This window comes from Demequina pelophila (assembly GCF_000971175.1).
Lineage (GTDB): Bacteria > Actinomycetota > Actinomycetes > Actinomycetales > Demequinaceae > Demequina > Demequina pelophila.
This window is the reverse complement of sequence record NZ_BBLY01000006.1, coordinates 135,143-159,427: the sequence shown is the minus strand read 5'-3', so window position 1 is coordinate 159,427 and position 24,285 is coordinate 135,143. Positions and strand designations below refer to the sequence as shown.

The window sequence follows — 24,285 nt, the reverse complement described above, 5'->3', positions numbered from 1 at the left end:
ACTGGGCGCGTGTACCGCCGGCCTGCGCGTTCCGCGTGGGCCGGTGGGACGGTCCGCCACGCAAGTCGGCCCCGCGGGGCCCGGTACAGGTTTCACGTGAAACATCTGCGGCGGGGACATCCGCCTTCGACCGCCACCTGTCACCTCAAGAACCAAGTTCCGGTGCCGGCCGCGGGCAACCACGCACCCGCGCGCCCGGTTCGCCCGGTTGACCAAACCCACGCTCATCACCGACGCGGCACTGTTTCACGTGAAACAGCCCGCGCAGGTGGTCCTCAAGCGCGGCAGTTGAGCCTACTGCTGTGCGGGCAGCACGCCGGGATCCGCGGGATCCAGAATTCCCACGAGCCGGTTGAGGTCGTCGACCGAACCGAACTCGATCGTGATGGACCCCTTCGACCGCCCCAGTTTGACCTTCACCCGGGTGTCGAAGTGGTCGCCCAGGCGCGATCCGAGCTCGTCGAGCGCCTCGGTGCGTCCACCCGGCCGTGCGACCGGGCGGCGCTTGCGAGGTGCCTGCACGCCGACGGCGACAATCTCCTCGGTGGCGCGGACGGACAGTCCCTCCGCCACGATGCGGTTGGCAAGGTGCTCCATCTCCTCCGGAGTCTCCAGGCCCAGCAACGCGCGAGCGTGGCCGGCGGAGAGCACGCCAGCGGCAACACGCCGCTGCACGGGAGCCGGCAGGCGCAGGAGCCGGAGGGTGTTCGAGATCTGCGGGCGCGAGCGCGAGATTCGCGCGGCAAGCTGCTCGTGCGTGATCCCGAAGTCCTCGAGAAGCTGCTGGTACGCGGCCGCCTCCTCGAGGGGGTTCAGTTGGCTGCGGTGCAGGTTCTCGACGAGCGCGTCGCGAAGAAGGTCGTCGTCCTCGGTGGACCTGATGATCGCGGGAATCTCGGTGAGCCCCGCATCCTTCGACGCGCGCAGACGCCGCTCGCCCATGATGAGCTCGTAGCCCCCGCCGGCGGGGTTCGGGCGCACCACGATCGGCTGCAGGATGCCGATCTCCAGGATCGAACCCACGAGCTCCTGCATCGCCTCCTCGTCGAAGACGGTGCGGGGCTGGCGCGGGTTGGGCACCACCGCGTGAGGATCGATGTGTGCGAACGTTGCTCCGGGCACCGCCACGAGGCCCGTGTCGTCGGGGTCGCCGGCGACCGAGAGGGGGATCTCAGCGGAGACCACGTCGGCAACTGCCTCCGCGGGAGCGGTGGGAATGGCGGCCGTCGCGGTGTCCGAGAAGAACATGTGGTGAGGGCGGTCCTCCTCGTCCTTCGCCGACTGCGTAGGAATCGCCTCGGTGGGGATCAACGCGCCCAGGCCGCGTCCCAGGCCGCGCTTCGGCTTGCTCACTTCTGCTTCTCCGCTTCTGCGGCGCCGCGCACCGCGATGTCTCGTGCCACAGCCAGGTAGGCGACCGCCCCGCTCGATCGAGGATCGTGGGTGATGACGGTCTTGCCGAAGCCCGGCGCCTCCGATACACGCACCGACCTGGGCACCGTCTGCTCCAATGTCTGCGACGGGAAGTGCGTGCGCACCTCGTTCGCGACCTCACGCGCCAGGTTGGTCCGCTGGTCGTACATGGTGAGCACGATGGTCGAGATGTGCAGTTCCGGATTGAGGTGCTTGGTCACCATGTCGATGGTGTGGATCAGCTGCGTGAGTCCCTCGAGCGCGTAGTACTCGCACTGGATCGGGATCAGGACCTCCGACGCTACGACGAGGGCATTCAGCGTCAGGAGTCCAAGACTGGGAGGGCAGTCGATCAGGATGTAGTCCAGATCGTCGCCGCGGGTCTCCAACAACCGTGTGACGGCGTCGCGCAACCGGTACTCGCGACGGTTCAGGGACACCAGCTCGACGTCCGCACCCGCGAGGTCGATGGTCGCGGGGACGCACCACAACGTGGGGATGTCGGGGCAGACCTGTGCCGCATCCTCGATCGGCATGTCCTCGAGCAGCACGTCGTAGATCGACGGGGTTCCGGAACGGTGCTCCGCACCCAGCGCGGTCGAGGCATTGCCCTGAGGATCCGAGTCGATCACGAGGACATGGGCGCCTTGGCTCGCCAGCGCGGCGGCCACGTTGACCGTCGACGTGGTCTTTCCGACGCCACCCTTCTGGTTGGTGACGGCGAAGACCCTGGTCTTGCGAGGGCGGGGGAAGTCCTGACTCTCGAGCGAGCGCCGCTTGCGTTCCGTGCTGATCATCTCGGCAGCCAGTGGACTGCCCTCGTCGATCCCCAGTCCGGCGAACGCGTCGTCGGGTCCCGGGCGGAGCGGGTCGACCACGGCGTCGCGGTCCGTCGCCTGGTCGTTCTCGAGTGCCACTCGTGTCCCTTCGTCCTTCGTCCGCGCACCAGCACGGGTTCCCGGTTTCACGTGAAACCACGCTCCACTCGGCGCCATCTCGAGCACGTCGCGCGACACCCCGAGGGCCGCGACGGCGCGTCCGACTCTACCGGACCACGTTCGGGATCCGGTGGAGCGGGATGCCTGTTTGTGAAGATCGGCACGCAAAACGGGCTGTGGATAACAGTGTCGGAATCGGACGAACCACGCACGGGCCACTGTGGACAGTTGTGGGGAAATCGAGGGTGCGCCCGTGCGACCGGATACTCACGGCCGTGCGGTGCGCACGCGGGTCATGCCGGTCACCGGTGCGGGACCTGACCGGCACTGCATCCGTCGAGGCGCAGTCCTCCGGTTCAGGAACCGCTGCGAGACAGCACTACGACGGTCGTCGGTTCGACGCCCGGCAGGGTCGGAGCCTCGTGGACTTCGCCTGTGAACCGGTGCTTGCGCAGCGTGTACTTCGCGCGCTCGAGCTCATCGGGAGCGCTGCGTCCCTTGAGCAGCACCATCCGGCCCTGGGCGCTCAGCAGGGGCGAGCACCACTTCACCAGTTTGTCGATGGATGCCACCGCGCGGGCCGTGACCACGTCGGCCTCGACGGACTCGGCGACCTCCTCGGCGCGGCCGCGAACGATGCGCACGTTCTCGATGCCACAGTCACGCGCCGCCTCGAAGAGCCACTGCGTGCGCCGCTCCATGGGCTCGATGAGGATGTAGTCGCGCGCCGGGTCCATGGCCGCGAGCACCATGCCCGGAAGCCCGGCTCCGGAGCCGACGTCCGCCACCACGCCCGACGGCAGGAAGGGCGCGAGCGCGGCCGAGTTGAGGATGTGTCGCTCCCACAGGCGCGACACTTCCCGCGGGCCGATCAGGCCCCGGGTCACACCTTGGTCGGCGAGCAGCTCCGCGAACGCAAGCACGCGAGGGTAGACGTCGCCGAAGTAGGCGCGAATCTCCTCGGACCCGTGCAGCGGGTCCGAGGAGAGGGGGAGTGTCTCGTCGGTCATCGCGGTTTCACGTGAAACGTCAGGAGGGGAGCACCACGACGTAGCGCTGCGGGTCCTCGCCCTCGGACTCGGAGGCCAGGCCGGCCTCGAGCACCACGTCGTGAACCACCTTGCGCTCGAACGCATTCATGGGTGCCATCGCGAAGCGGGCGCCGGACTCGCGCACGGCGGCGATCGCCTCGCGGGCCTGCTCGGCGAGACGCTCGCGACGGCCCGCGCGGAAGTCCGCGATGTCGAGCATGAGGCGGCTGACCTCGCCGGTGTCGGACTGCACGGCCAGACGGGTCAGGTCCTGCAGTGCCTCGAGCACCTCACCATCCGGTCCCACGAGACGCTTGAGGTCCTGGCTGGGGCCGTCGGCGACGACCGCCACCTTGGCACGGCCCGCCTCGACGGAGATGTCGATGTCCCCGTCCATATCGAGAATGTCGAGCAGCTCCTCGAGGAAGTCGGCGGCGACGTCCCCCTCGGCCTCGAGCTTCTTGGCGCTATCGCTCATTGTCGTCCTTGTCCTCAGAGGCGGGGCTTTCCTGCCCCGCTGCCGGCAGACCGCGGTCGCGGCTGCCTCCACGGTTCTTGCGCTTGGGCTGCTGGCGCTGGCCGGAGCGCTTGGGCTCCTCGACCGGCTCGACGTCGATGACCTGGCCCTCACCGTCGCCCGAGCGGATGCCCTTGCGAGCGGCCTTGGCCGCCTTGCGGGCCAGGTAGGCCTTCTCTGCCTCGGAGCCAGGAGTCGGGTTGTTGCGGATCACGTAGAACTGCTGTCCCATCGTCCACACGTTGGTCGTGGTCCAGTAGATCAGCACGCCGACGGGGAAGTTCGGGCCCGTGATCACGAAGATGAACGGCAGCACGTACATGAGGATCTTCTGCTGCTGGGCCATGGGGCCCTCCAGCGCGGCGGCCGGCATGTTCTTGCGCGTGAGCTGGCGCTGCGTGAGGAACGTCGTCGACACCATGCCGATGATCAGCACGGCGGAGAGGATCTTCGCCGCGGCGCCCTCGCTGCGGAAGAAGGTGTCGGACAGCGAGGCGCCGAACAGGTTCGCGTTCTGCGCCTGCGTCGCGAGCTCATCGGTGAGCAGGCCGATGCCGCTGGTGTCGCCGCCGCCGTTGGCGTTGCCCTCGAGTCGGTAGTTGAGCACGCGGAACAGGGCGAAGAAGATGGGTGCCTGGACCAGGAGGGGAAGGCACGACGAGAACGGGTTCGTCTTGTGCTTGGAGTAGAGCTCCATCGTCTCGCGGCTCATGGCCTCGCGGGACGCCTGGTCCTTCTTGTTCTTGTACTTGTCCTGAATCTTCTTCAGGTCGGGGGAGATCAGCTGCATGGCCCGCTGCGCCTTGATCTGCTTGACGAACAGCGGGATCAGGGCCGCACGGATCGTGATCACGAGGCCGACGATGGACAGCGCCCAGGTCAGTCCGCCGGCCGGATCCATCCCGATGAATTCCAGCATAGAGTGCCAGATCACCATGACGTTGGCGACGACCCACTCGAGCGGGTAGAGAATCGTGTCGATCATTGGGAACGCTTGTCCTTAGATGGAGCGGGTGGAGGTCTGGTCCGCGATCATCGCCGCGTTGTTGCGCGCGAGTCGGAAGAGTCGGGTGCCGGGCTCGGGGACGTCATCGACCCCGCCGTGGCTCCATGGGTTGCACCGCAGCAGCCGCCACGCGGCAAGCGCCGCGCCGGTCGCCGCGCCGTGCACCTGGATCGCCTCGACGGCATAGCGCGAGCAGCTCGGGTGGTACTTGCAGCTCGGGCCCGTGAGAGGGGACACGTACCGCTGGTACAGGCGCACCAGCCCGATGAGCAACGCGCCGGGCAGGCGCCGGAGCGACGTCATCGCGCGGCCTTGGCCGCGGCCTGGGCGAGCGCGCCGCGCACGTCCCCCTCGAGTTGAGAGAAGGAGGCCGATGCGGCGGCCGGCAATGCGCGCACCACCACGGTGGTCCCGTCCGGGAGGTCGCCGAGGGCGGCCGCGACGATGGCGCGCAGGCGCCGCTTCACGCGGTTCCTGATCACGGCACCTCCCACGGCCTTGGATACGGCAAAACCGGCCATGCGCGAAGCATCGCCGGTTGTCGCCACGTACACCACCACGGTGCGCCGACCGCTACGGGCGCCCTGCCGCATGGCGGACCGGAAGTCCGCCGACGACCTCAGACGCGCATCGGCCGGCAGCAAGCCTCAGGCCGAGAGCTTGCCGCGGCCCTTGCGGCGACGGTCCGCGAGGATCGATCGACCCGCACGCGTACGCATGCGAAGACGGAAGCCGTGCGTCTTGGCACGCTTGCGGTTGTTCGGCTGGAAAGTCCGCTTGCTCACGGTAACTCCACGACGTCATAGGAAATGGTCAAAATCAGCGCACTAACGTTACGCGCTGGCGCGACTGAGGTCAAATCGTGGACCCGTCTTGGGCTGGGCCACCCCAACAGGATAGGCTCCACCATCACGGCCCGGGATCGGGGAACCGACACGCGCGTGTCCGGGTTACGAACCGGTGTCCGGTAATGCACCGACTGTGAAGAACGCTGTGGACAAGCAGCGAGGGGGTGGCACGCGTGGCTGCAGAGACGGACTCGCCGTCAGTGGAGACCGTCTGGCGCACCGCGCTCGACCACCTCGATGCCGAGGGCATGAGCGCTCAGCATCGATCCTTCCTGAGACTGGTGAAGCCCCTGGCAGTCGTCGAGGACAACGTGTTCCTCGCCGTGGCCGAGGACTACACCAAGAACTATGTTGAGACCACTCTCCGGGGGCGTGTCACCGAGGCCCTCAGCGAGGTGATCGGTCGCGACGTCCGCATCGCGGTGACCGTCGATGCGTCGGTGCGACCTCCCGAGGCGAGCGGGGACGTCGACGACGACGTGCATCGTCCCCAGGAGCTCCGCCCCGTCGCCCCTCCGCCGCCGCCCGTCGTCGAGGACCCGCATCTCAATCCGCGGTACACCTTCGACACGTTCGTCATCGGGCCCTCGAACCGGTTCGCGCACGCGGCGGCCCTCGCGGTGGCCGAGTCGCCGGGCAAGACGTACAACCCGCTGTTCATCTATGGCGGCTCGGGCCTGGGCAAGACCCACCTGCTGCACGCGATCGGTCACTACACGCGCCACCTCAAGCCGCAGACCCGCGTGCGCTACGTGAACTCCGAGGAGTTCACCAACGACTTCATCAACTCGATCCGAGACGACCGCTCGCTCAGCTTCAAGCGCCAGTACCGCGAGGTCGATGTCCTCCTCATCGACGACATCCAGTTCCTGCAGGGCAAGGAGCAGACGCTCGAGGAGTTCTTCCACACCTTCAACGCGCTGCACAACGCCGGCAAGCACGTGGTCATCACCTCCGACGTGAGCCCGCGCAACCTCGACGGCATCGAGGAGCGCATGCGCACCCGCTTCGAGTGGGGCCTCATGACGGACGTCCAGCCGCCGGATCTCGAGACGCGCATCGCGATCCTTCGCAAGAAGGCCGCGGCCGATGCGGTGCAGGCCCCCGGCGACGTCCTCGAGTACATCGGGTCCAACATCACGTCGAACATCCGCGAACTCGAGGGCGCGCTCATCCGCGTCACGGCCTTCGCGGCGCTCAACCGGCAGCCGGTCGATCTGTCGCTCGCGCAGGTGGTGCTCAAGGACCTCATCTCCGACGACGACTCGGAGATCACGGCCTCGACGATCATCGGCAAGACCGCCGACTACTTCGGCATCTCGATCGAGGAGCTCACGGGCACCTCGCGGTCGCGCGTGTTCGTCACGGCCCGCCAGATCGCCATGTACCTGTGCCGGCAGCTGACGGACCTGTCGCTGCCCAAGATCGGCGAGCACTTCGGCGGCAAGGACCACACGACGGTCATGTACGCGGTCAAGAAGGTCGAGGACCAGATCGCGCAGCGCCGGCAGATGTACAACCAGGTCAACGAGATCCACGCGCGCATCAAGCAGTCGCGGGCCTGACGCGCCAACTCCACGCGGACACTCCGCACGGATTCACGGACGACACGCCGTCGAGACGGCCGTCAGAGGGCCTCCGGGCCGGCGCGTCGGACCCGATTCCGTGCGCAGTGTCCGGGAGCGCAGTGTCCAGGAGCAGGGCGCGCTGCGCCCGGGGTGAGGCGAGACGCGCATCGTCCCCTGACGGACCGGACCCGACGCACCCTTCTCCGACGCGCCTCGAGGCCCGTTCGCACGCCTCGGCGGCCCATGTCGCGGCGCACAGCACACTCCCGAAGAGGCACCCCGGGACGAAAGTTGCGGGACTCACAATTGTGGATAAGCCTGTGGACTCCCGTGGATGACACCGGGTGACGCTGTTGACAGGTTCTGGAGAATCACAGGAATCCTGTGATTCGGAAACCGGACTACACAGCCTCGAGGCGTCGTCCACGGCCGCCGTCCGCAGGATCCGCACACGAGGATTCTTGTCATTTCCAGCGATGACACTGGATGTCCACAGTTTCCACGGCCCCTATGACCACGACTCATCTTCTTCTTCAAGGATTTCCCCAAGGACCTTCATTGGGGCTTCGCGCCCGGCCCATGTCCAACCCTCGAATCACGTGCCGGACGGCGTCGGACCTGTGGCATAGTCTCTGTCCAGAACTGAGGAGCGATTGATGAGATTCACCGTCGAGCGCGACGTCCTTGCGGACGCCGTTGCCTGGACCTCGCGCGCCGTTCCGGCCCGCCCGCCGGTGCCCGTGCTCGCGGGTGTGCGCATCACCGCGACCGACGAGGGCACCGTGCGCCTCGCGAGCTTCGACTACGAGGTCTCGGCCCGTGGTGAGTTCGAGGCGTCGGTCGAGGAGGCCGGCGAGGTGCTCGTCAGCGGCCGTCTCCTCAAGGAGATCGCCAACGCCCTCCCCCACAAGCCCGTCGACTTCACGCTCGAGGGCACCAAGGTGTCGGTGACCTGCGGCGCCTCGCGCTTCACGCTCGGCACCATGCCGGTGGACCAGTACCCGTCGCTGCCTGAGCTTCCCGAGCAGTCCGGCACCATCGACGGCTCGCTGCTGCAGCAGGCGGTCGCGCAGGTGACCTCCGCCGCGTCGCGCGACGAGACGCTCCCCATCCTCACCGGCGTCCGCGTCGAGATCGAGGGCGAGCACATCTCGCTCCTCGCGACCGACCGCTACCGCCTCGCGCTGCGCGAGCTCACCTGGGCACCCACCAAGACGGACATCTCGGCCGTGGCCCTGGTCCGTGCGAAGACGCTGTCCGACACCGCGAAGGCGCTCGGCGCCGGCGAGGTCTCGGTCGCGCTCACCACCGGCGAGGGCGTCGACCTCATCGGTTTCGAGGCCGGCGGCCTGGTCACCACGTCGCTGCTCATGGACGGCGACTACCCCGCCGTGCGCCGCTTGTTCCCCGAGTCGAGCCCCATCAAGGCCACCGTGCGGACCGCGGACCTCATCGAGGCCACGCGCCGCGTCGCGCTGGTCGCGGAGCGCAACTCCTCGGTGCGTCTCGCCTTCGCGGAGGGCGAGGTCACGCTCGACGCCGGCCAGACCGACGACGCCCAGGCATCGGAGGCGCTCACCGCGAGCCTGGACGGCGAGGCCATCACGGTCGCGTTCAACCCCACCTTCCTGCTCGACGGCCTCAACGCGCTGGGTACCGAGTTCGTGCAGCTGGGCTTCACCCAGGAGACCAAGCCGGTCGAGTTCGTCGGGCTCTCGGAGCCCGGCGGCACCCCCGCCGGCGACTTCCGCTACCTGCTGGTGCCCATCCGCATCGCCTCGTAGTGCGCGTCAGCCACCTCCAGCTCGCCGACTTCCGCTCGTACCCCGAGGCAGACGTCCAGCTGGACCCCGGCGTCACCACGTTCGTGGGCCGCAACGGGCAGGGCAAGACCAACCTGATCGAGGCGATCCGGTACCTGTCGGTCCTGGGCTCCCACCGGGTGGCGTCCGATGCGCCGCTCATCCGCTTCGGTGCGGAGAAGGCCGTGGTCCGCGCCAAGGTGGAGAAGGCGGGCCGATCGCTCGTCGTCGAGATGACCCTGCTGCCTGGCAAGGCCAACCAGGCGCGGCTCAACCGCGGCGCCGCGAAGCCGCGCGACCTCGTCGGCATCCTGCGCACGGTGCTGTTCGCCCCAGAGGATCTCGCACTGGTCAAGGGGGATCCGTCCGGCCGCCGCGCCTTCATGGACGAGCTGTGCGTCGCCCTCCAGCCCGCCTTCGCCGGAGATCTCGCGGACTACGACCGCGTGCTGCGCCAGCGCAACTCCATGCTCAAGACCTCCCGCAACGCCCGCGGCGACTTCACCATGCTCGACATCTGGGACGAGAAGCTCGCCGAGCTGGGCGGTCGCATCCTCGCCGCCCGCCTGCGGGCGGTCCGGGACCTCGCCCCCCACGTGTGGGCCGCGTACCTCGACGTCGCCCCCGACGGCGGCGACTGCCGGATCGCCTACGCGACCACGCTCGCGGAGCAGCCGCCGCTCGAGGCGACCGAGCTGGCCGAGGCGCTGCTCGCCCGCCTGCGCGAGGTCCGTCCCAAGGAGCTCGAGCGCGGCATGACGCTCGCCGGCCCGCACCGTGACGACCTCGAGGTCAGACTGGGAGACATGCCGGCGAAGGGATATGCGAGCCACGGCGAGTCGTGGTCGTGCGCACTCGCGCTGCGCCTGGGCACGTACGACCTGCTCACCTCGGACGCCGGGCCCGACTCGGACGAGGATGGCGAGCCCGTACTCATCCTCGACGACGTCTTCGCGGAACTCGACTCGACCCGCCGCGCCGCCCTCGCCACCCGCATCGCGAAGGCGAGCCAGGTGCTCATCACCGCGGCCGTCGCGGAGGACGTGCCCGGCGAGCTGGCCGGTCGTGCGATTCCCGTGGTCAAGGGTCGGGTGGGCGCCGAGGAGTCCTCGCATGAGTGATTCTCCCAGGGACGATGCTGAGGTTCCGGGCGGCCCGGACCCGGCCGGCGCATCGGCGCGCGACGCGGGAAACCTCGCCCGCGAGGCCATGGAGCGGGCACGGGCGGCGGCGCGTCAGCGCGGCGCCCGCCGCGTCAGCGCCGGCCGCGGGCGCAAGGAGCGCACCGAGAAGCGCCGCGCCAGCTCGCCCTATGGCTCGGGGCGCGACCCGCAGCCCATGGGCGCGGCCGTCGAGGCCCTCCTGTCGCGGATGGGCTGGACCGAGCAGATCGAGGTGTCGTCGGTGACCGCGCGCTGGCGCGAGGTGATCGGCGACCGCATCGCGGACCACTGCGAACCGCTGGGCTTCGAGGACGGAATCCTCACCGTGAAGGCGTCCTCGACCGCGTGGGCGACGCAGCTGCAGATGATGTCCGGGCAGATTCGCCACCGCATCAACGAGGAGTTCGGACGCGAGATCGTCAACGAGCTCAAGGTGCTGGGCCCGACGGCCAGGTCGTGGGCCAAGGGCCCGCGCCGCGTGAAGGGACGCGGTCCGCGCGACACTTACGGGTGACCACGGGTGCGGGGCAGCCCCGTTTCCGTGACGCGCAGTTCATCGAAACATTTCGACAGGTTGTGGGAACCGCCCCTGTCGCCGTGCCGTTGCCTGCCTACAGTGCTCTCGCCTGGTCACGGGCGTCGCCATTGCCGGCGGCGCCCGCGACGGGCCGAAACGGAGTATCGCGTTCGGGACACAGTGGCCCCGGGCGTGGACGCCGCACCGTATCTGTGAAGGGACCCTGACGGGAACCGGGAGCACCGACGCGCCCGAGGAGGATTGAGATGACCGAGATTCGCACGCTCGCCGTGAGCGGCCGCGAGCTCGCGGACGCCTGCCGCGAGCTCGATGTCGAGCTGCCCGGCGCCCGGCTGCGCCGCAAGGTCTCGATGCGGAGCATCGGCGCCGCCGCCGCGCTCGGACTCGCGGGCCTCTCCGGAGGTCCGGGGCTCGGCCAGGACGAGGACGCCACCGCGCTCGAGGCGTCGCTGGACGACGCGACGCCCGACGGTGACGCCGCAGCACTCGTCCCCGGACAGTCGGTCACGGACGGCGAGATCGCGGTGACCGTCGGCGAGGCCACCTGGTCGGCCGACCGCATCGTCGCCAGCGAGAACATGTTCAACGAGCCCGCCCCGAGCGGCGCCAGCTATGTGATGGTCCCCGTGACGGTCGCGAACGTGGCGGTGGACGATGCGGTGGCCCCGCGCGCCGCGGTCACGCTCAACTATGTGGCCCCCGACGGCAGCACCTACGCCCCGGCGCGGCAGGTGGTCCCGGAGGACCTCGACGAGGCCGCGGCGATCGCCGCCGGCGAGACCGTCACCGGCAACGTCCTCTTCGCGATCCCCACCGAGGCGCAGGGCGGCGGCTCGTGGCGGGTGGGCCTGGGCGACCAGCCCGCCCCGGTGACGTACGTCGCCGCCTGAGCGCCGCATCGTCCGACACCGCCGCATCGTCCCCGCCGACGTCCCCAGGCACGTGCGGACCGACGCTCTTCGCGCAAACCCCCGTGAATAGCGCCAAAAGGCCGCTCTGAGCCCCTAGAATGGCTCAGGACCAGACGCGACCTTGACTAGGCCGCGTCAGCGGCTTGAAAGGCGAATCTGTGGCGAATAGCGACGAGCGGGCGGTCGAGCCCGCCTACGGCGCCGAGAACATCACCGTCCTGGAGGGCCTCGAGGCCGTCCGCAAGCGCCCGGGCATGTACATCGGGTCGACGGGCGAGCGCGGCCTCCACCACCTGGTGTACGAGGTGGTCGACAACTCGGTCGACGAGGCCCTGGCGGGCTACTGCGACACCATCACGGTGACGCTCATGGCCGACGGCGGCGTGTCCGTGCAGGACAACGGCCGCGGCATCCCCGTGGACATGCACCCCACCGAGGGCAAGCCCACCGTCGAGGTGGTCATGACCATCCTGCACGCGGGCGGAAAGTTCGGCGGCGGCGGCTACGCGGTCTCCGGCGGCCTCCACGGCGTGGGCATCTCGGTGGTCAACGCGCTGTCGCGGCGCGTCGAGACCGAGGTGCGTCGCCAGGGTCACACCTGGCGCCAGTCCTTCGCGGACGGCGGCAAGCCGCAGGGCACGCTGGTGAAGGGCGAGGAGACCTCCGAGACCGGCACGCGCCAGACCTTCTGGGCGGACCCGGCGATCTTCGAGACCACCGAGTACGACTACGAGACGCTGCGCGCCCGCTTCCAGCAGATGGCGTTCCTCAACAAGGGCCTGTCGATCACCCTGGTCGACGAGCGCCCCGAGCACATCACGGTGGAGGACGATGCGGAGGCCGACGAGGCCCCCACGTCCCGGACCGTGACGTACAAGTACGACGGCGGCCTGGTCGACTACGTCGCCCACCTCAACGCCACCAAGAAGGCCGAGCTGGTCCACCCCGAGGTGGTCTCGCTCGAGGCCGAGGACACCGAGAAGAGCGTGTCCCTCGAGATGGCGATGCAGTGGACGTCCGCCTACTCCGAGGCGGTCTTCACCTACGCCAACACCATCGCCACCACCGAGGGCGGCACGCACGAGGAGGGCTTCCGCGCGGCGCTCACCTCGCTGGTGAACCGCTACGCGCGCGACAAGTCCATCCTCAAGGACAAGGACGACAACCTCACGGGCGACGACGTCCGCGAGGGCCTCACCGCGGTCATCTCCGTCAAGCTGGGCGAGCCCCAGTTCGAGGGCCAGACCAAGACCAAGCTGGGCAACACCGAGGCGAAGACCTTTGTCCAGCGCGTTGTCACGGAGCAGCTCACGGACTGGTTCGACTCGCACCCCAACGAGGCGAAGGACATCATCCGCAAGGCCATCCAGGCCTCGGCCGCCCGCGTCGCCGCGCGCAAGGCGCGCGAGGCGACCCGCCGCAAGGGCCTGCTCGAGTCCGGCGGCATGCCCGGCAAGCTGTCCGACTGCCAGAGCCGCAACCCCTCCGAGTGCGAGATCTTCATCGTCGAGGGCGACTCCGCCGGCGGCTCCGCCAAGGCCGGCCGCGAGCCGTACAACCAGGCGATCATGCCCATCCGCGGCAAGATCCTCAACGTCGAGCGCGTGCGCCTCGACCGCGCCCTGTCCAACCAGGAGGTCCAGGGCCTCATCACCGCGTTCGGCGCGGGCATGGGCGAGGACTTCGACATCTCCAAGGCGCGCTATCACAAGATCGTGCTGATGGCCGATGCCGACGTCGACGGCCAGCACATCCGCACCCTGCTGCTCACGCTGCTGTTCCGCTACATGCGCCCGCTCATCGAGGCCGGCTACGTGTACCTGGCGCAGCCGCCGCTGTTCAAGCTCAAGTGGACCAACTCCCCCCACGACTACGTGTACTCCGACCGGGAGCGCGACGCCGTGCTCGCGGACGGCCTGGCCAACGGCAAGCGCATTCCCAAGGAGAACGGGATCCAGCGCTACAAGGGTCTGGGCGAGATGGACCACGAGGAGCTCCGCGTCACCACGATGGACCCCGAGACCCGCACCCTGCTGCAGGTGACCATGGACGACGCCGCCCAGGCGGACGAGATCTTCTCGATCCTCATGGGCGAGGACGTCGAGTCCCGCCGCAGCTTCATCCAGCGCAACGCGAAGGACGTGAGGTTCCTTGACATCTGAGACCCCCGAGGTGTTCGGCCACGGCCGGATCGAGGCAGTCGACCTCAACACGGAGATGCAGCGGTCCTACCTGGACTACGCCATGTCCGTCATCGTGGGCCGCGCCCTGCCCGAGGTCCGCGACGGACTCAAGCCCGTGCATCGGCGCGTGCTCTACGCGATGTTCGACGGCGGCTACCGCCCCGACCGGGCCTTCTCGAAGTGCTCTCGCGTGGTGGGCGACGTCATGGGCAAGTACCACCCGCACGGTGACAGCGCCATCTACGACACGATCGTGCGCATGGTGCAGCCGTGGTCGCTGCGCTACCCGCTCATCACGGGCCAGGGCAACTTCGGCTCCGCCGGCAACGACGGCGCCGCGGCCTCGCGATACACCGAGTGCAAGATGGCGCCGCTGGCCATGGAGATGGTCCGCGACATCGACAAGTACACCGTCGAGTTCGAGGACAACTACGACGGCCGCGAGCAGGAGCCCACCATCCTGCCTGCGCGCTTCCCCAACCTGCTGGTCAACGGCTCCGCGGGCATCGCGGTCGGCATGGCCACCAACATCCCGCCGCACAACCTGCGCGAGGTGGCCGAGGGCGTTCAGTGGCACCTGGACCACCCCGACGCATCCCGCGAGGAGCTGCTCGAGGCGCTCATCCAGCGCATCAAGGGCCCCGACTTCCCCACCGGCGCGACCATCCTGGGCCGTAAGGGCATCGAGGAGGCCTACCGCACGGGCCGCGGCATCATCACCATGCGCGCCGTGGTGAACATGGAGGAGATCCAGGGCCGCATGTGCCTGGTGATCACCGAGCTGCCGTACCAGGTCAACCCCGACAACCTCGCGATCAAGATCGCGGAGCTGGTCAAGGACGGCAAGATCGCCGGCATCGCGGACATCCGCGACCAGACCTCGGGCCGCACCGGCCAGCGACTCGAGATCGTGCTCAAGCGCGACGCGGTCGCCAAGGTGGTGCTCAACAACCTCTACAAGCACACCCAGCTGCAGGAGTCGTTCGGCGCGAACATGCTCGCGATCGTCGACGGCGTGCCGCGCACCCTGTCGCTCGACGGCTTCATCCGCCACTGGACGGCCCATCAGCTCGAGGTCATCCAGCGCCGCACCGCGTACCGCCTGCGCGAGGCCGAGCGCGAGGCCCACATCTTGGAGGGCTACCTCAAGGCGCTCGACGCGCTCGACGAGGTCATCGCGCTCATCCGTCGCTCGCCCAGCGCCGACGAGGCCCGCACCGGCCTCATGCAGCTCCTCGATGTCGACGAGGTCCAGGCGACCGCGATCCTCAACCTCCAGCTGCGCCGCCTCGCGGCCTTGGAGCGCCAGAAGATCACGGATGACTACAACGCGCTCATGACCGAGATCGCGGACCTCAAGGACATCCTCGCCAACGAGGGCCGTCAGCGCACCATCATCTCCGAGGAGCTCGGGGAGATCGTCCGCAAGTACGGCGACGACCGCCGCACGGTCATCAGCCCCTTCGAGGGCGACGTGTCCATCGAGGACCTCATCGCCGAGGAGGAGATGGTCGTCACCATCACCCGCGGCGGCTACGTCAAGCGCACCCGCTCCGACCAGTACCGCGCCCAGAAGCGCGGCGGCAAGGGCATCCGCGGCGCGACCCTGCGCGGGGACGACGTGGTGGAGCACTTCTTCGTCACCACGACGCACCACTGGCTGCTGTTCTTCACCAACCTGGGCCGCGTCTACCGCGCCAAGGCCTACGAGCTGCCCGAGGGCGGCCGCGACTCCAAGGGCCAGCACGTGGCGAACCTCCTGGCGTTCCAGCCCGGCGAGGAGATCGCCCAGGTGCTCGACCTGCGCTCGTACGAGGACTCCGAGTACCTGGTCCTCGCCACGCGTCAGGGCCTGGTGAAGAAGACCGCGCTGTCGCTGTACGACTCCAACCGCACCGGCGGCCTCATCGCGATCAACCTGCGCGACGTCGAGGACGAGGAGGGCGAGGTCCGTCCCGACGAGCTCGTCTCCGCGCGCCTGGTGTCCGAGGCCGACGACCTCATGCTCGTCTCCCGCCTGGGCCAGTCCGTGCGCTTCCACGCCACCGACGACGAGCTGCGCCCCATGGGCCGCGCGACCTCCGGCGTCAAGGGCATGAAGTTCCGCGGCGGCGACGAGCTGCTCGCCATGGACGTCATCCTGGCCGGCCAGGCGGTCGCGGGCGAGGAGGACGACGAGTCCGGCGAGCCCGAGGACGATGCGACGGTCGAGTCCGGTGCCGAGCGCGCCGAGGGTGCCGAGTCGGGCGAGTCCGCCGAGGACGAGGCCCCCGCCGGCGACGGCCCCTACTCCTTCGTGGTCACCCGTCACGGGTATGCCAAGCGGACCAGCGCATCGGCCTGGGGCGTGAAGCACCGCGGCGGCCTGGGCGTCAAGGTCGCGACCCTCACCGAGGAGCGCGGCGACCTCGTGGGCGCGCTGCTGGTCGAGGACACCGACGAGGTGCTCGTGATGATGGAGTCCGGCAAGGTGGTGCGGTCCGCCGTGTCCGAGGTGCCGGTCAAGGGCAAAAACTCGATGGGCGTCATCTTCGCGAAGCCGTCGAAGGGCGATCGGATCATCGGCATCGCCCGCAACGTCGAGCGCAACCTCGACGCAGACGAGGCGGCCGAGGACGAGGAGTCCGAGGGCGTCGAGGTGTCCGAGGGCACTGAGGTGTCCGAGGCCCCGGAGACCGCCGACGCTGCCGAGACTGCCGAGCCGACCGAGCCCAACCAGGACTGACCCCCGCGGACACTCCGCACGGAATCCCAGCCGACACGCCGCATCGTCCCCCGCCGGGGCGGTGCGGCGTCGGCGTGTCGGGACCCGATCCGTGCGCAGTGTCCGCGCCTGGACTGTCCGGGGAGCAGGGCTTCCTCGTGAGTTCTCCACAGACGCGGCGCGACTACGGTCAGTCGACGGGGCCTCGGATATTCTTGAGGTACCAAACCCGCCACGCCTCTCCACGGAAGCGCATCTGGCGGGTGTTTCCTTTTCGCCGGGACGGGGGTGGCATGCGCTACGCCAAGCCTGCGCTGGCCTTTCCGGAGCAGGCAGCCCAACTCATGGGGCGCGGACTCATCGCCGATCGCGCCGCCCTGATCCGCCGCCTGGAAACCGTGAGCTACTTTCGCCTGTCCGGCTATGCGTTCGCATTCCGCACGGCCGGATCAGATCGGTTTCGCACTGGTACTCGACTAGAACACGTCTGGCTGCGCTACACATTCGATCGCGCGCTGCGCCTGTTGGTGTTGGATGCTTTGGAGCGGGTGGAGGTCGACGTGCGCACCCAGCTCGTGACGGAACTGGCGATCGGTTCCGGTCCCTTTGGCTACCTCGACCCTGCACACCTGCCGGGGCTCTCCGCACACCAGCATGGTCGTCTGCTCGACCGTGCGCGCACGGAACTGCAGAAGTCGCGCGAGGACCACGCCATGCACTTCAAGAAGAAGTACGCCGAGCACGCGCATCCTCCGATCTGGTTGATGGCCGAGCTCTCGAGTTTCGGCACGCTTCGCGAACTGTTCACAGGCGCGTCGTCCGACGTGCGCGTGACGGTCGCGGACCGCTATCAGGTCGCCCCGCACGTGCTGGACTCGTGGCTTCGGGCGCTCACCCTCGTGCGAAACATCTGTGCGCACCACGGGCGGCTGTGGAACAAACACCTTGGGCACAGCCCGGTGATACCGCGGCGAAGTTCCAAGCGCCCCATGTCCGCATCCTGGCACCACCCGATCCCAACTCCCGAAGCGCGCATCTTCCCCGTGATGTGCGCGCTCGCACATCTCATGATGGTGATCGCTCCGGAGTCCACGTGGAGGACGCGCGTGGACGACCTTGTCACAAGGCACGCGGAGATCCACCCCTCGGAAATGGGCTTCCCGGTTGGCTGGCGCCATCACGGACTGTGGAACCGCTACACGTAGTGTGATGCGCCACACCTAGCGACGCGTCAAGCAATCGGCCACCGTTTCGTCACCTTCCGTTCACCCGATGGCGACAGACTGTGCGCATGACCGCACCCTCCTCCTCGACCGCGCAGGTCGAGCGCATCATCCCGCGCAGGAACGTCACCGCCTGGGCGCTGTGGGACTGGGCGACGCAGCCCTTCAACACGGTGATCATCACGTTCGTGTTCGCGTCGCTCTACCTCACCTCGGACGCGTTCCTCGACCCGGCGATCGCCGCGCTCGGCGAGGGCAACGAGCTGTACGACGCCGCGATCGCCGAGCTCTCCCAGCACTACGGCTGGGGCCTCACGGCCGCGGGCATCCTGGTCGCCCTGTTCGCCCCCGTCCTGGGCCAGCGGGCCGATGCGGGGGGCACCCGCAAGCGCTGGATCGGCTGGATGACGCTCGTCCTGGTGGCCTGCCAGCTGGGCCTGTTCTTCGTCGAGGCGGCGCCTGACTTCTTCTGGCTGGGCGTGGGCTGCATCGCGCTCGGCTCGATCGTCGGCGAGATCGCGGGCGTGAACTACAACGCGATGATCGTGCAGGTCTCCACCAAGAAGACCATGGGCCGCGTCTCCGGCCTGGGCTGGGGCCTGGGCTACGTGGGCGGCATCGTCGCGATGGTCATCGTCGTGGTGCTCACCCAGTTCGACTGGTTCGGCATGGACACCTCGAACGGCATGGCCTACCGGATGATCGCGCTCGGCTGCGCCGTGTGGACCGTCGCCTTCGCGTGGCCGCTGCTCGTGTACGTGCCCGAGGGCGACTCGTCGGAGCGCCCCAAGGTCGGCCTGCTCGCCGGCTACGTCCAGCTCGCGAAAGACCTGGGCGGGCTGTGGCGCGACGCCCGCTCGACCCTGTGGTTCCTGCTCGCCTCCGCCGTCTACCGCGACGGCCTGGCCGGCGTGTTCACGTTCGGCGCGATCCTCGCGGCGCGCGCCTTCGGCTTCTCCACCACGGAGCTGATGTTCTTCGGCATCGCCGCCAACCTCATCGCGGGCCTCGCGACCATCGCGGCGGGCCGGCTGGACGACCGCTTCGGCCCCCGCGCCGTGATCGTCGCGTCGCTGGCGCTCATCATCGCCTCGGGCATTGGCGTGATGGTCTTCCAGGACGGCGGCACCACGGTGTTCTGGATCTTCGGCCTGGTGCTGTCCGGTTGCGTGGGCCCGGCGCAGGCCGCGTCCCGCTCGCTGCTCGCCCGCGTCGCGCCGCACGGCAAGGAGGCGGAGATCTTCGGCCTCTACGCCACGACCGGCCGCGCCGTGTCCTTCCTCGCGCCGCTCGCGTGGTCGGTGTCGCTGGGCATCTTCGGCGCGATCATCTGGGGCACCGTGGGCGTCATCTCCGTGGTCGCCCTGGGCCTCGCGATGCTCCTGCTGGTCAAGACCCCGGCCGACAAGGGGTAGTCCCCCCACCGACAGGTCACCCCTCCACACACCGGCACCGCGATCGGCGCCGTCAGGGCGGAGAATCGCGCGACACGCCGCGCGACACGCCGACCTTGTGTGGAGGGGTGACCTTTTGTGTGGAGGGGTGACGTGGGCCGGGCGAGGCCGGCCCTGTCGGGTCAGATGAACAGCGTGGTGCCCGACTCGTTAGCCTCGCCCAGGAAGGTCGCCACGCCGGCGAGCTCGACGCCGTCGAGCAGGTCCGACTGTGCCATGCCCAGCAGGTCCATCGTCATGGTGCAGCCCAGCAGGCGCGCGCCGCCGTCCTGCGCCGACTTGATGAGCTCGGGCAGCGACGGCACGTCGTTGCTCTTCATGACGTTCTTGATCATCGCGGTCCCCGCGCCGGCCATGTGCATCTGCGACAGGGTGAGCTTCTCGGCCCCCTTGGGCATCATCGCGCCGAACATCGAGTCCATCATCGACTTGTCCCGCTTGGGCGGGTCCGTCTTGCGCAGCGCGTTGAGGCCCCAGAAGGTGAAGAACATCGACACCTCGTCGCCCATCGCGACCGCGCCGTTGGCGATGATGAACGCCGCGAGCACCTTGTCCAGGTCGCCGGAGAACACGACCATCGAGGTCTTGTTCTTGGTGGACGATGCGGCGGTCGCCACCGGCGCCACGCCCCCCTTGCGGAAGGTGCCGATGAACCCCGGACCCTTCGGCTCGAGCGAGACGAGCGTGTGGCCGTTCTTCGAGGCCCACGCGGGGCCGTCGAGGGCGAAGCCCGGGTCGGACACGGTGACCGCGACCTCGTCGCCGGGGGAGGCGGCCTTCACCGCATCGGCGAGCTTCATGATGGGGCCGGGGCACGCCAGTCCGGTGCAGTCGAGCTGGACGAGGTTGCCGGTGGGCGCGGCGGGGACGTCCGCGAGGGACTTGACCTCCGCGTAGTTCTCCATGGGCGGCAGCGCCTCGTAGATGTCCTCGGGCTTCTCGTGCACGTGCTTGAACGTGGTGGAGCCGCCGGACAGGGTCGCGACGTCGGTGAAGCCGTTCTGCACGAGCGCGCGCTGCGCGAGGTACGAGCGGAATCCCACGGCGCAGTACAGGCGGATGGGCTGGTCGCGATCCCAGTCCTTCAGCTCCTCGCGGATAGTGGCCAGCGGCACGTTCTCCGCGCCGGGGATGTGCCAGATGCCGAACTCCTCGGCGGTGCGCACGTCGATGATCCGGGTGCTCTCGGTGGCCGCGGGGAAGTCCTCCGAGTACCAGAGCACCAGGTCCCCGCGGAGCACGTTCGAGGCCACGAAGCCCGCCATGTTGACGGGGTCCTTGGCCGAGCCGAACGGCGGGGCGTACGCGAGCTCCTGCTCCTCGAGGTCGTAGACCGTCATGCCGGCGCGGATGGCCATCGCGAACAGGTCGAGGCGCTTGTCCACGCCGTCGAAGCCGCACGCCTGGGCGCCCAGGATGGCGCCGTCGGCCGGGGAGAACAGCACCTTGATGTGCATCATCGCGGTGCCCGGGTAGTAGCCCGCGTGGCCGGAGGGGTGGACGTGGACGATGCGGTAGTCGACGCCCGCGGCGTCGAGCTGGCGCTTGGTGGCGCCGGTGCCGCCGGCGACCATGTCGAACACCTTCACGATGCTCGTGCCCTGGGTCGAGCGGTAGTGGGTCTCGCGGCCGCAGATGTTCTCCGCCGCGACGCGCGCCTGGCGGTTCGCGGGGCCGGCGAGCGGGGCGAGGTAGGTGCCGGGGAGGACCGGGTGGGGGGTCTCGACGGCGTCGCCCGCGGCCCAGATGTCCGGGTCGGAGGTGCGCATGCCGGTGTCGACCTTGATGCCGCCGCGCTCGCCCAGCTCGAGGCCCGCCTCGACGGCGAGGCCCACGGCGGGCTTCACGCCGGCGGCCAGGATGACCAGGTCCGCCTTGATGACGGTGCCCTCGTCGAGCTCGACGGACACGCGCTCGGCGCCGTCCGCATCGGCCAGCGGGCGGAACGCCGAGGCCTTGGTGGACAGGTGCAGGCCGATGCCGCGGGCGCGCAGATGCTGCTCGACCGGGGCGGCGATGTCGGCGTCGACCGGGGGCAGGATCTGCGGGGAGAGCTCGACCACGTCGACGCGCACGCCGCGGTGGTGGAGGTTCTCCGCCATCTCGAGGCCGATGTACCCGGCGCCCACGACCACCGCCGTGACCACGCCGCGCCTGCCGGCCTTCTGGGCCGCCAGCGCATCGTCGACCCGCGTCTTGATGCGGTCCATGTCGCCGATGCGGCGCAGGACCTCGACCGCAGGGTGGTCGATGCCGGGCAGCGGCGGGCGCACGGCCTCCGCTCCCATGCACAGCGCCAGCTTGTCGTAGGACTCGGTGGTGGTCTCGCCGGTGTCGACGTTGCGGGCCGTCACGGTCTTGGCCTCGCGGTCGATGCTCACCACCTCGGTGGCGATGCGGACGTCGAGGTTGAGCGACTCGCGCAGGCTCTCGGGGGTCTGGAGGAGCAGGCGGTCGCGCTCGGTGATGACCTCGCCCACGTGGTACGGCAGGCCGCAGTTCGCGAACGAGACGTGGTGGCCGCGCTCGAAGACGACGATCTCCGCGGACTCGTCAAGGCGCCGCGCACGGGCGGCGGTGGATGCTCCGGCGGCGACACCGCCGACGACGACCAGCTTCATTGCATGCCTCCATGGGTATCTGGGTCTGGTCACGACGATAACCCCCGGGGGTATCCGCCTGAGGGGGCCCTTGGTCCCCTCTCCTCACCCTTCCACCGGGCGCCCGGCGGCGCGCGTCGGGCGCCCGGTGAGCACCCGGTGAGCGGCGCGTCGACCGCCCGCCGGTCGCCGCATCGGCGGCCGTCGACCACCGCATCGTCCCCTTGGTCCGAAAGGTCCCTCCATTTGAACTGCTCAAAAGAAGGCGCTACCCTGGGACCTATGTCCCCCGACGACGCTCGCGTCGTGCTCCGCGAGGCCAGCATGCGTGTCACCGAGACGCGCGTGGCGGTCATCGCGGCGCTGCGCGGCCTCCCGCACGCCCCCGCCGACGCGGTCTACGGCGAGGTGTCCAAGACCCTTCCCACCACGTCGCTGCAGGCCGTGTACAACGTGCTGCACGACCTCGAGGCGCACGGCCTCGCCCGCCGCATCGAGCCCGGCGACCACCGTTCGCACTACGAGTTGCGGGTGGGCGACAACCACCACCACCTCGTGTGCACCTCCTGCGGCGCGATCGCGGACGTCGACTGCCTGGTGGGCGCCGCGCCGTGCCTCACCCCCGACGACGCGCACGGCTTCGCCGTCGCGGCGGCGGAGATCACCTTCTGGGGGGAGTGCCGCGACTGTCGGCAGTCCTCCCACGAGAAGTCCCCCACAGTTCCCACCCACACCTAAGGAGCCCTCCCATGTCGGAGAAGTTCACCACCACCAACGCCGGGGCGCCGGTGCCCTCGGACCAGCACTCGCTGACCGTCGGCAACGACGGCGTCACCGCGCTGACCGACCACTACCTGGTCGAGAAGCTCGCCCAGTTCAACCGTGAGCGCGTCCCGGAGCGCGTGGTGCACGCCAAGGGCGGCGGCGCCTTCGGCACGTTCACCACCACCAACCCGGAGATCGCGAAGTACACGCGCGCGGCCCTGTTCCAGGACGGCGTGCAGACGGAGATGCTCGCGCGCTTCTCCTCGGTCGCCGGCGAGTCGGGCTCCCCCGACACCTGGCGCGACCCCCGCGGCTTCGCGCTGAAGTTCTACACCACCGAGGGCAACTACGACCTGGTGGGCAACAACACCCCCATCTTCTTCATCCGCGACGGCATCAAGTTCCCGGACTTCATCCGCTCGCAGAAGCGACTGCCCGGCTCGCACCTGCGCGACAACGACATGCAGTGGGACTTCTGGTCGCTGCAGCCCGAGTCGGCGCACCAGGTGACGTGGCTCATGGGCGAGCGCGGCCTGCCCCGCTCGTGGCGCGAGATGAACGGCTACGGCTCGCACACCTACCAGTGGGTCAACGCCGAGGGCGAGCGCTTCTGGGTGAAGTACCACTTCATCTCCCAGCAGGGCGTGCACGGCATGAGCAACGAGAAGGCGGCGGAGCTCGCGGGCTCGGACGGCGACGTCCACATCCGCGACCTCTACGAGCACATCGAGGCCGGCGACTTCCCGCGCTGGGACCTCTCCGTGCAGGTCATGCCCTACGAGGACGCGAAGACCTACCGCTTCAACCCGTTCGACCTCACCAAGGTGTGGCCGCACGCCGACTACCCGCTCATCCCCGTGGGCGTCATGGAGCTCAACCGCAACCCGGAGAACTACTTCGCGCAGATCGAGCAGGCCACCTTCGCGCCCTCGAACTTCGTCCCCGGCATCGGCGCCTCGCCCGACAAGATGCTGATGGCGCGCATCTTCTCCTACGCGGACGCGCACCGCTACCGCGTGGGCACCAACCACGCCGACCTCCCGGTCAACGCCCCCAAGGCGGCGGACGCGAACGGCCACTCGTACTCGAAGGACGGCTCGATGCGCTACTCCTTCGCGTCGCCCGACGCCCCCGTCTACGCGCCCAACACGCGCGGCGGCGCGCACGCCGACCCGGCCCGCGCCGGCGAGGCGGGCACGTGGGAGAACGATGCGGTGATGGTCCGTGCGGCCGCCACCCTCCACCCCGAGGACGAAGACTTCGGCCAGGCCGGCACGCTCTACCGCGAGGTGTTCACCGCCGAGCAGAAGGCCGCCTTCCTCGAGACCATCACCGGTCACGTGGGCGGCGTGAAGTCCGACGAGATCCGTGAGCGCGCGATCCAGTACTGGACCAGCGTGGACGCGGACCTGGGCGCCGCGCTGCGCGCCAACCTGGCGCCGGAGCCCGTCACCGTCTGACCCTCCGTCCGACTCTCCGTCCGGTCCTCGCCCGAGGCCGGCCAGTCCGAGGCCCGGTCACCACACAGGGGTGGCCGGGCCTCGGCGCGTTCCGGGGGGCGGGGCCTCCCTTCCCCCGCCCGGGCCCCCGTCGACGCCCGGCCCCGGCCCCGGCCCCGGCC

Annotated in this window: 20 protein-coding genes; 11 read left to right on the top strand and 9 right to left on the bottom strand. The window is 69.2% G+C overall.

Going from position 1 to position 24,285, the window contains the following annotated elements; translation table 11 throughout:
* Positions 1–294: 294 nt before the first annotated feature.
* The 8 genes from AOM03_RS10510 to rpmH all read right to left on the bottom strand — a co-directional run bounded on the left by AOM03_RS10510 (position 295) and on the right by rpmH (position 5,690).
* Positions 295–1,353, bottom strand: coding sequence for a ParB/RepB/Spo0J family partition protein (locus AOM03_RS10510; protein WP_062381128.1), 1,059 nt, complete (start codon positions 1,351–1,353; stop codon positions 295–297).
* Positions 1,350–2,330 (bottom strand): ParA family protein, encoded by a 981-nt coding sequence (locus AOM03_RS10505; RefSeq protein ID WP_304524058.1) that lies wholly within the window; start codon positions 2,328–2,330, stop codon positions 1,350–1,352. Before AOM03_RS10505 ends, AOM03_RS10510 begins: the two co-directional genes overlap by 4 nt.
* A 377-nt stretch (positions 2,331–2,707) precedes the next feature.
* Positions 2,708–3,361: a 16S rRNA (guanine(527)-N(7))-methyltransferase RsmG gene (gene rsmG, locus AOM03_RS10500; RefSeq protein ID WP_062381127.1), complete on the bottom strand. Its 654-nt coding sequence runs from the start codon at positions 3,359–3,361 to the stop codon at positions 2,708–2,710.
* A 19-nt stretch (positions 3,362–3,380) separates the two neighbouring features.
* Complete coding sequence (locus tag AOM03_RS10495) at positions 3,381–3,860, bottom strand: Jag family protein (protein ID WP_062381125.1); 480 nt, start codon at positions 3,858–3,860, stop codon at positions 3,381–3,383.
* Positions 3,850–4,884 carry a membrane protein insertase YidC gene (gene yidC, locus AOM03_RS10490; protein WP_082092342.1) on the bottom strand — a complete coding sequence of 345 codons (1,035 nt, stop codon included), beginning with the start codon at positions 4,882–4,884 and terminating at the stop codon, positions 3,850–3,852. The genes AOM03_RS10495 and yidC overlap by 11 nt, the downstream gene beginning before the upstream one ends.
* A gap of 15 nt (positions 4,885–4,899) precedes the next feature.
* Positions 4,900–5,208, bottom strand: a complete 309-nt coding sequence (gene yidD, locus AOM03_RS10485) for a membrane protein insertion efficiency factor YidD (RefSeq protein ID WP_174441939.1) — start codon at positions 5,206–5,208, stop codon at positions 4,900–4,902.
* Positions 5,205–5,549: a ribonuclease P protein component gene (rnpA, locus tag AOM03_RS10480; protein WP_062381123.1), complete on the bottom strand. Its 345-nt coding sequence runs from the start codon at positions 5,547–5,549 to the stop codon at positions 5,205–5,207. Before rnpA ends, yidD begins: the two co-directional genes overlap by 4 nt.
* A gap of 3 nt (positions 5,550–5,552) precedes the next feature.
* Entirely contained in the window at positions 5,553–5,690 is a 138-nt protein-coding gene (rpmH, locus tag AOM03_RS12515; protein WP_082092341.1) for a 50S ribosomal protein L34, read from the bottom strand.
* Positions 5,691–5,926: 236 nt separating this feature from the next.
* Here rpmH and dnaA point away from each other — a divergent pair, with 236 nt between their 5' ends.
* From dnaA to AOM03_RS10435, 9 genes are all read left to right on the top strand, one after another.
* The gene (gene dnaA / locus AOM03_RS10475) at positions 5,927–7,318 is read left to right on the top strand and encodes a chromosomal replication initiator protein DnaA (protein ID WP_062381167.1); all 1,392 of its coding nucleotides are present in this window, start codon (positions 5,927–5,929) and stop codon (positions 7,316–7,318) included.
* 659 nt (positions 7,319–7,977) lie between these two features.
* Positions 7,978–9,105, top strand: a complete 1,128-nt coding sequence (gene dnaN, locus AOM03_RS10470) for a DNA polymerase III subunit beta (RefSeq protein ID WP_062381121.1) — start codon at positions 7,978–7,980, stop codon at positions 9,103–9,105.
* Positions 9,105–10,244 (top strand): DNA replication/repair protein RecF, encoded by a 1,140-nt coding sequence (gene recF, locus AOM03_RS10465; protein ID WP_062381119.1) that lies wholly within the window; start codon positions 9,105–9,107, stop codon positions 10,242–10,244. The genes dnaN and recF overlap by 1 nt, the downstream gene beginning before the upstream one ends.
* Complete coding sequence (locus AOM03_RS10460; protein ID WP_082092339.1) at positions 10,237–10,800, top strand: DciA family protein; 564 nt, start codon at positions 10,237–10,239, stop codon at positions 10,798–10,800. The genes recF and AOM03_RS10460 overlap by 8 nt, the downstream gene beginning before the upstream one ends.
* Before the next feature lie 269 nt (positions 10,801–11,069).
* Entirely contained in the window at positions 11,070–11,714 is a 645-nt protein-coding gene (locus tag AOM03_RS10455) for a DUF4352 domain-containing protein (RefSeq protein ID WP_062381115.1), read from the top strand.
* A 179-nt stretch (positions 11,715–11,893) separates the two neighbouring features.
* A complete protein-coding gene (gyrB, locus tag AOM03_RS10450; RefSeq protein ID WP_062381113.1) occupies positions 11,894–13,897 on the top strand; it encodes a DNA topoisomerase (ATP-hydrolyzing) subunit B in 2,004 nt (667 codons plus the stop codon).
* The gene (gene gyrA / locus AOM03_RS10445; protein ID WP_062381110.1) at positions 13,887–16,643 is read left to right on the top strand and encodes a DNA gyrase subunit A; all 2,757 of its coding nucleotides are present in this window, start codon (positions 13,887–13,889) and stop codon (positions 16,641–16,643) included. The genes gyrB and gyrA overlap by 11 nt, the downstream gene beginning before the upstream one ends.
* 272 nt (positions 16,644–16,915) lie before the next feature.
* Positions 16,916–17,827 (top strand): Abi family protein, encoded by a 912-nt coding sequence (locus AOM03_RS10440; protein WP_062381108.1) that lies wholly within the window; start codon positions 16,916–16,918, stop codon positions 17,825–17,827.
* 86 nt (positions 17,828–17,913) lie between these two features.
* Entirely contained in the window at positions 17,914–19,260 is a 1,347-nt protein-coding gene (locus AOM03_RS10435) for an MFS transporter (RefSeq protein WP_156157712.1), read from the top strand.
* A 161-nt stretch (positions 19,261–19,421) separates the two neighbouring features.
* Here the strand turns inward: AOM03_RS10435 and AOM03_RS10430 are convergent, their stop codons facing one another.
* Positions 19,422–21,920 carry an FAD-dependent oxidoreductase gene (locus AOM03_RS10430; protein WP_062381106.1) on the bottom strand — a complete coding sequence of 833 codons (2,499 nt, stop codon included), beginning with the start codon at positions 21,918–21,920 and terminating at the stop codon, positions 19,422–19,424.
* Positions 21,921–22,181: 261 nt separating this feature from the next.
* Between AOM03_RS10430 and AOM03_RS10425 the strand changes: the two genes are divergently transcribed.
* Positions 22,182–22,637 (top strand): Fur family transcriptional regulator, encoded by a 456-nt coding sequence (locus AOM03_RS10425; protein WP_062381104.1) that lies wholly within the window; start codon positions 22,182–22,184, stop codon positions 22,635–22,637.
* An 11-nt stretch (positions 22,638–22,648) separates the two neighbouring features.
* Positions 22,649–24,124 carry a catalase gene (locus tag AOM03_RS10420; protein ID WP_062381101.1) on the top strand — a complete coding sequence of 492 codons (1,476 nt, stop codon included), beginning with the start codon at positions 22,649–22,651 and terminating at the stop codon, positions 24,122–24,124.
* Positions 24,125–24,285 lie beyond the last annotated feature (161 nt).

What these genes read in the sequence shown, in the direction of transcription:
- rsmG (WP_062381127.1), bottom strand. Translation starts at nt 3,361, where the DNA reads ATGACCGACGAGACACTCCCCCTCTCCTCGGACCCGCTGCACGGGTCC.
- AOM03_RS10495 (WP_062381125.1), bottom strand. Translation starts at nt 3,860, where the DNA reads ATGAGCGATAGCGCCAAGAAGCTCGAGGCCGAGGGGGACGTCGCCGCC.
- yidC (WP_082092342.1), bottom strand. Translation starts at nt 4,884, where the DNA reads ATGATCGACACGATTCTCTACCCGCTCGAGTGGGTCGTCGCCAACGTC.
- yidD (WP_174441939.1), bottom strand. Translation starts at nt 5,208, where the DNA reads ATGACGTCGCTCCGGCGCCTGCCCGGCGCGTTGCTCATCGGGCTGGTG.
- dnaN (WP_062381121.1), top strand. Translation starts at nt 7,978, where the DNA reads ATGAGATTCACCGTCGAGCGCGACGTCCTTGCGGACGCCGTTGCCTGG.
- AOM03_RS10460 (WP_082092339.1), top strand. Translation starts at nt 10,237, where the DNA reads ATGAGTGATTCTCCCAGGGACGATGCTGAGGTTCCGGGCGGCCCGGAC.
- AOM03_RS10455 (WP_062381115.1), top strand. Translation starts at nt 11,070, where the DNA reads ATGACCGAGATTCGCACGCTCGCCGTGAGCGGCCGCGAGCTCGCGGAC.
- AOM03_RS10440 (WP_062381108.1), top strand. Translation starts at nt 16,916, where the DNA reads ATGCGCTACGCCAAGCCTGCGCTGGCCTTTCCGGAGCAGGCAGCCCAA.
- AOM03_RS10435 (WP_156157712.1), top strand. Translation starts at nt 17,914, where the DNA reads ATGACCGCACCCTCCTCCTCGACCGCGCAGGTCGAGCGCATCATCCCG.
- AOM03_RS10430 (WP_062381106.1), bottom strand. Translation starts at nt 21,920, where the DNA reads ATGAAGCTGGTCGTCGTCGGCGGTGTCGCCGCCGGAGCATCCACCGCC.
- AOM03_RS10425 (WP_062381104.1), top strand. Translation starts at nt 22,182, where the DNA reads ATGTCCCCCGACGACGCTCGCGTCGTGCTCCGCGAGGCCAGCATGCGT.
- AOM03_RS10420 (WP_062381101.1), top strand. Translation starts at nt 22,649, where the DNA reads ATGTCGGAGAAGTTCACCACCACCAACGCCGGGGCGCCGGTGCCCTCG.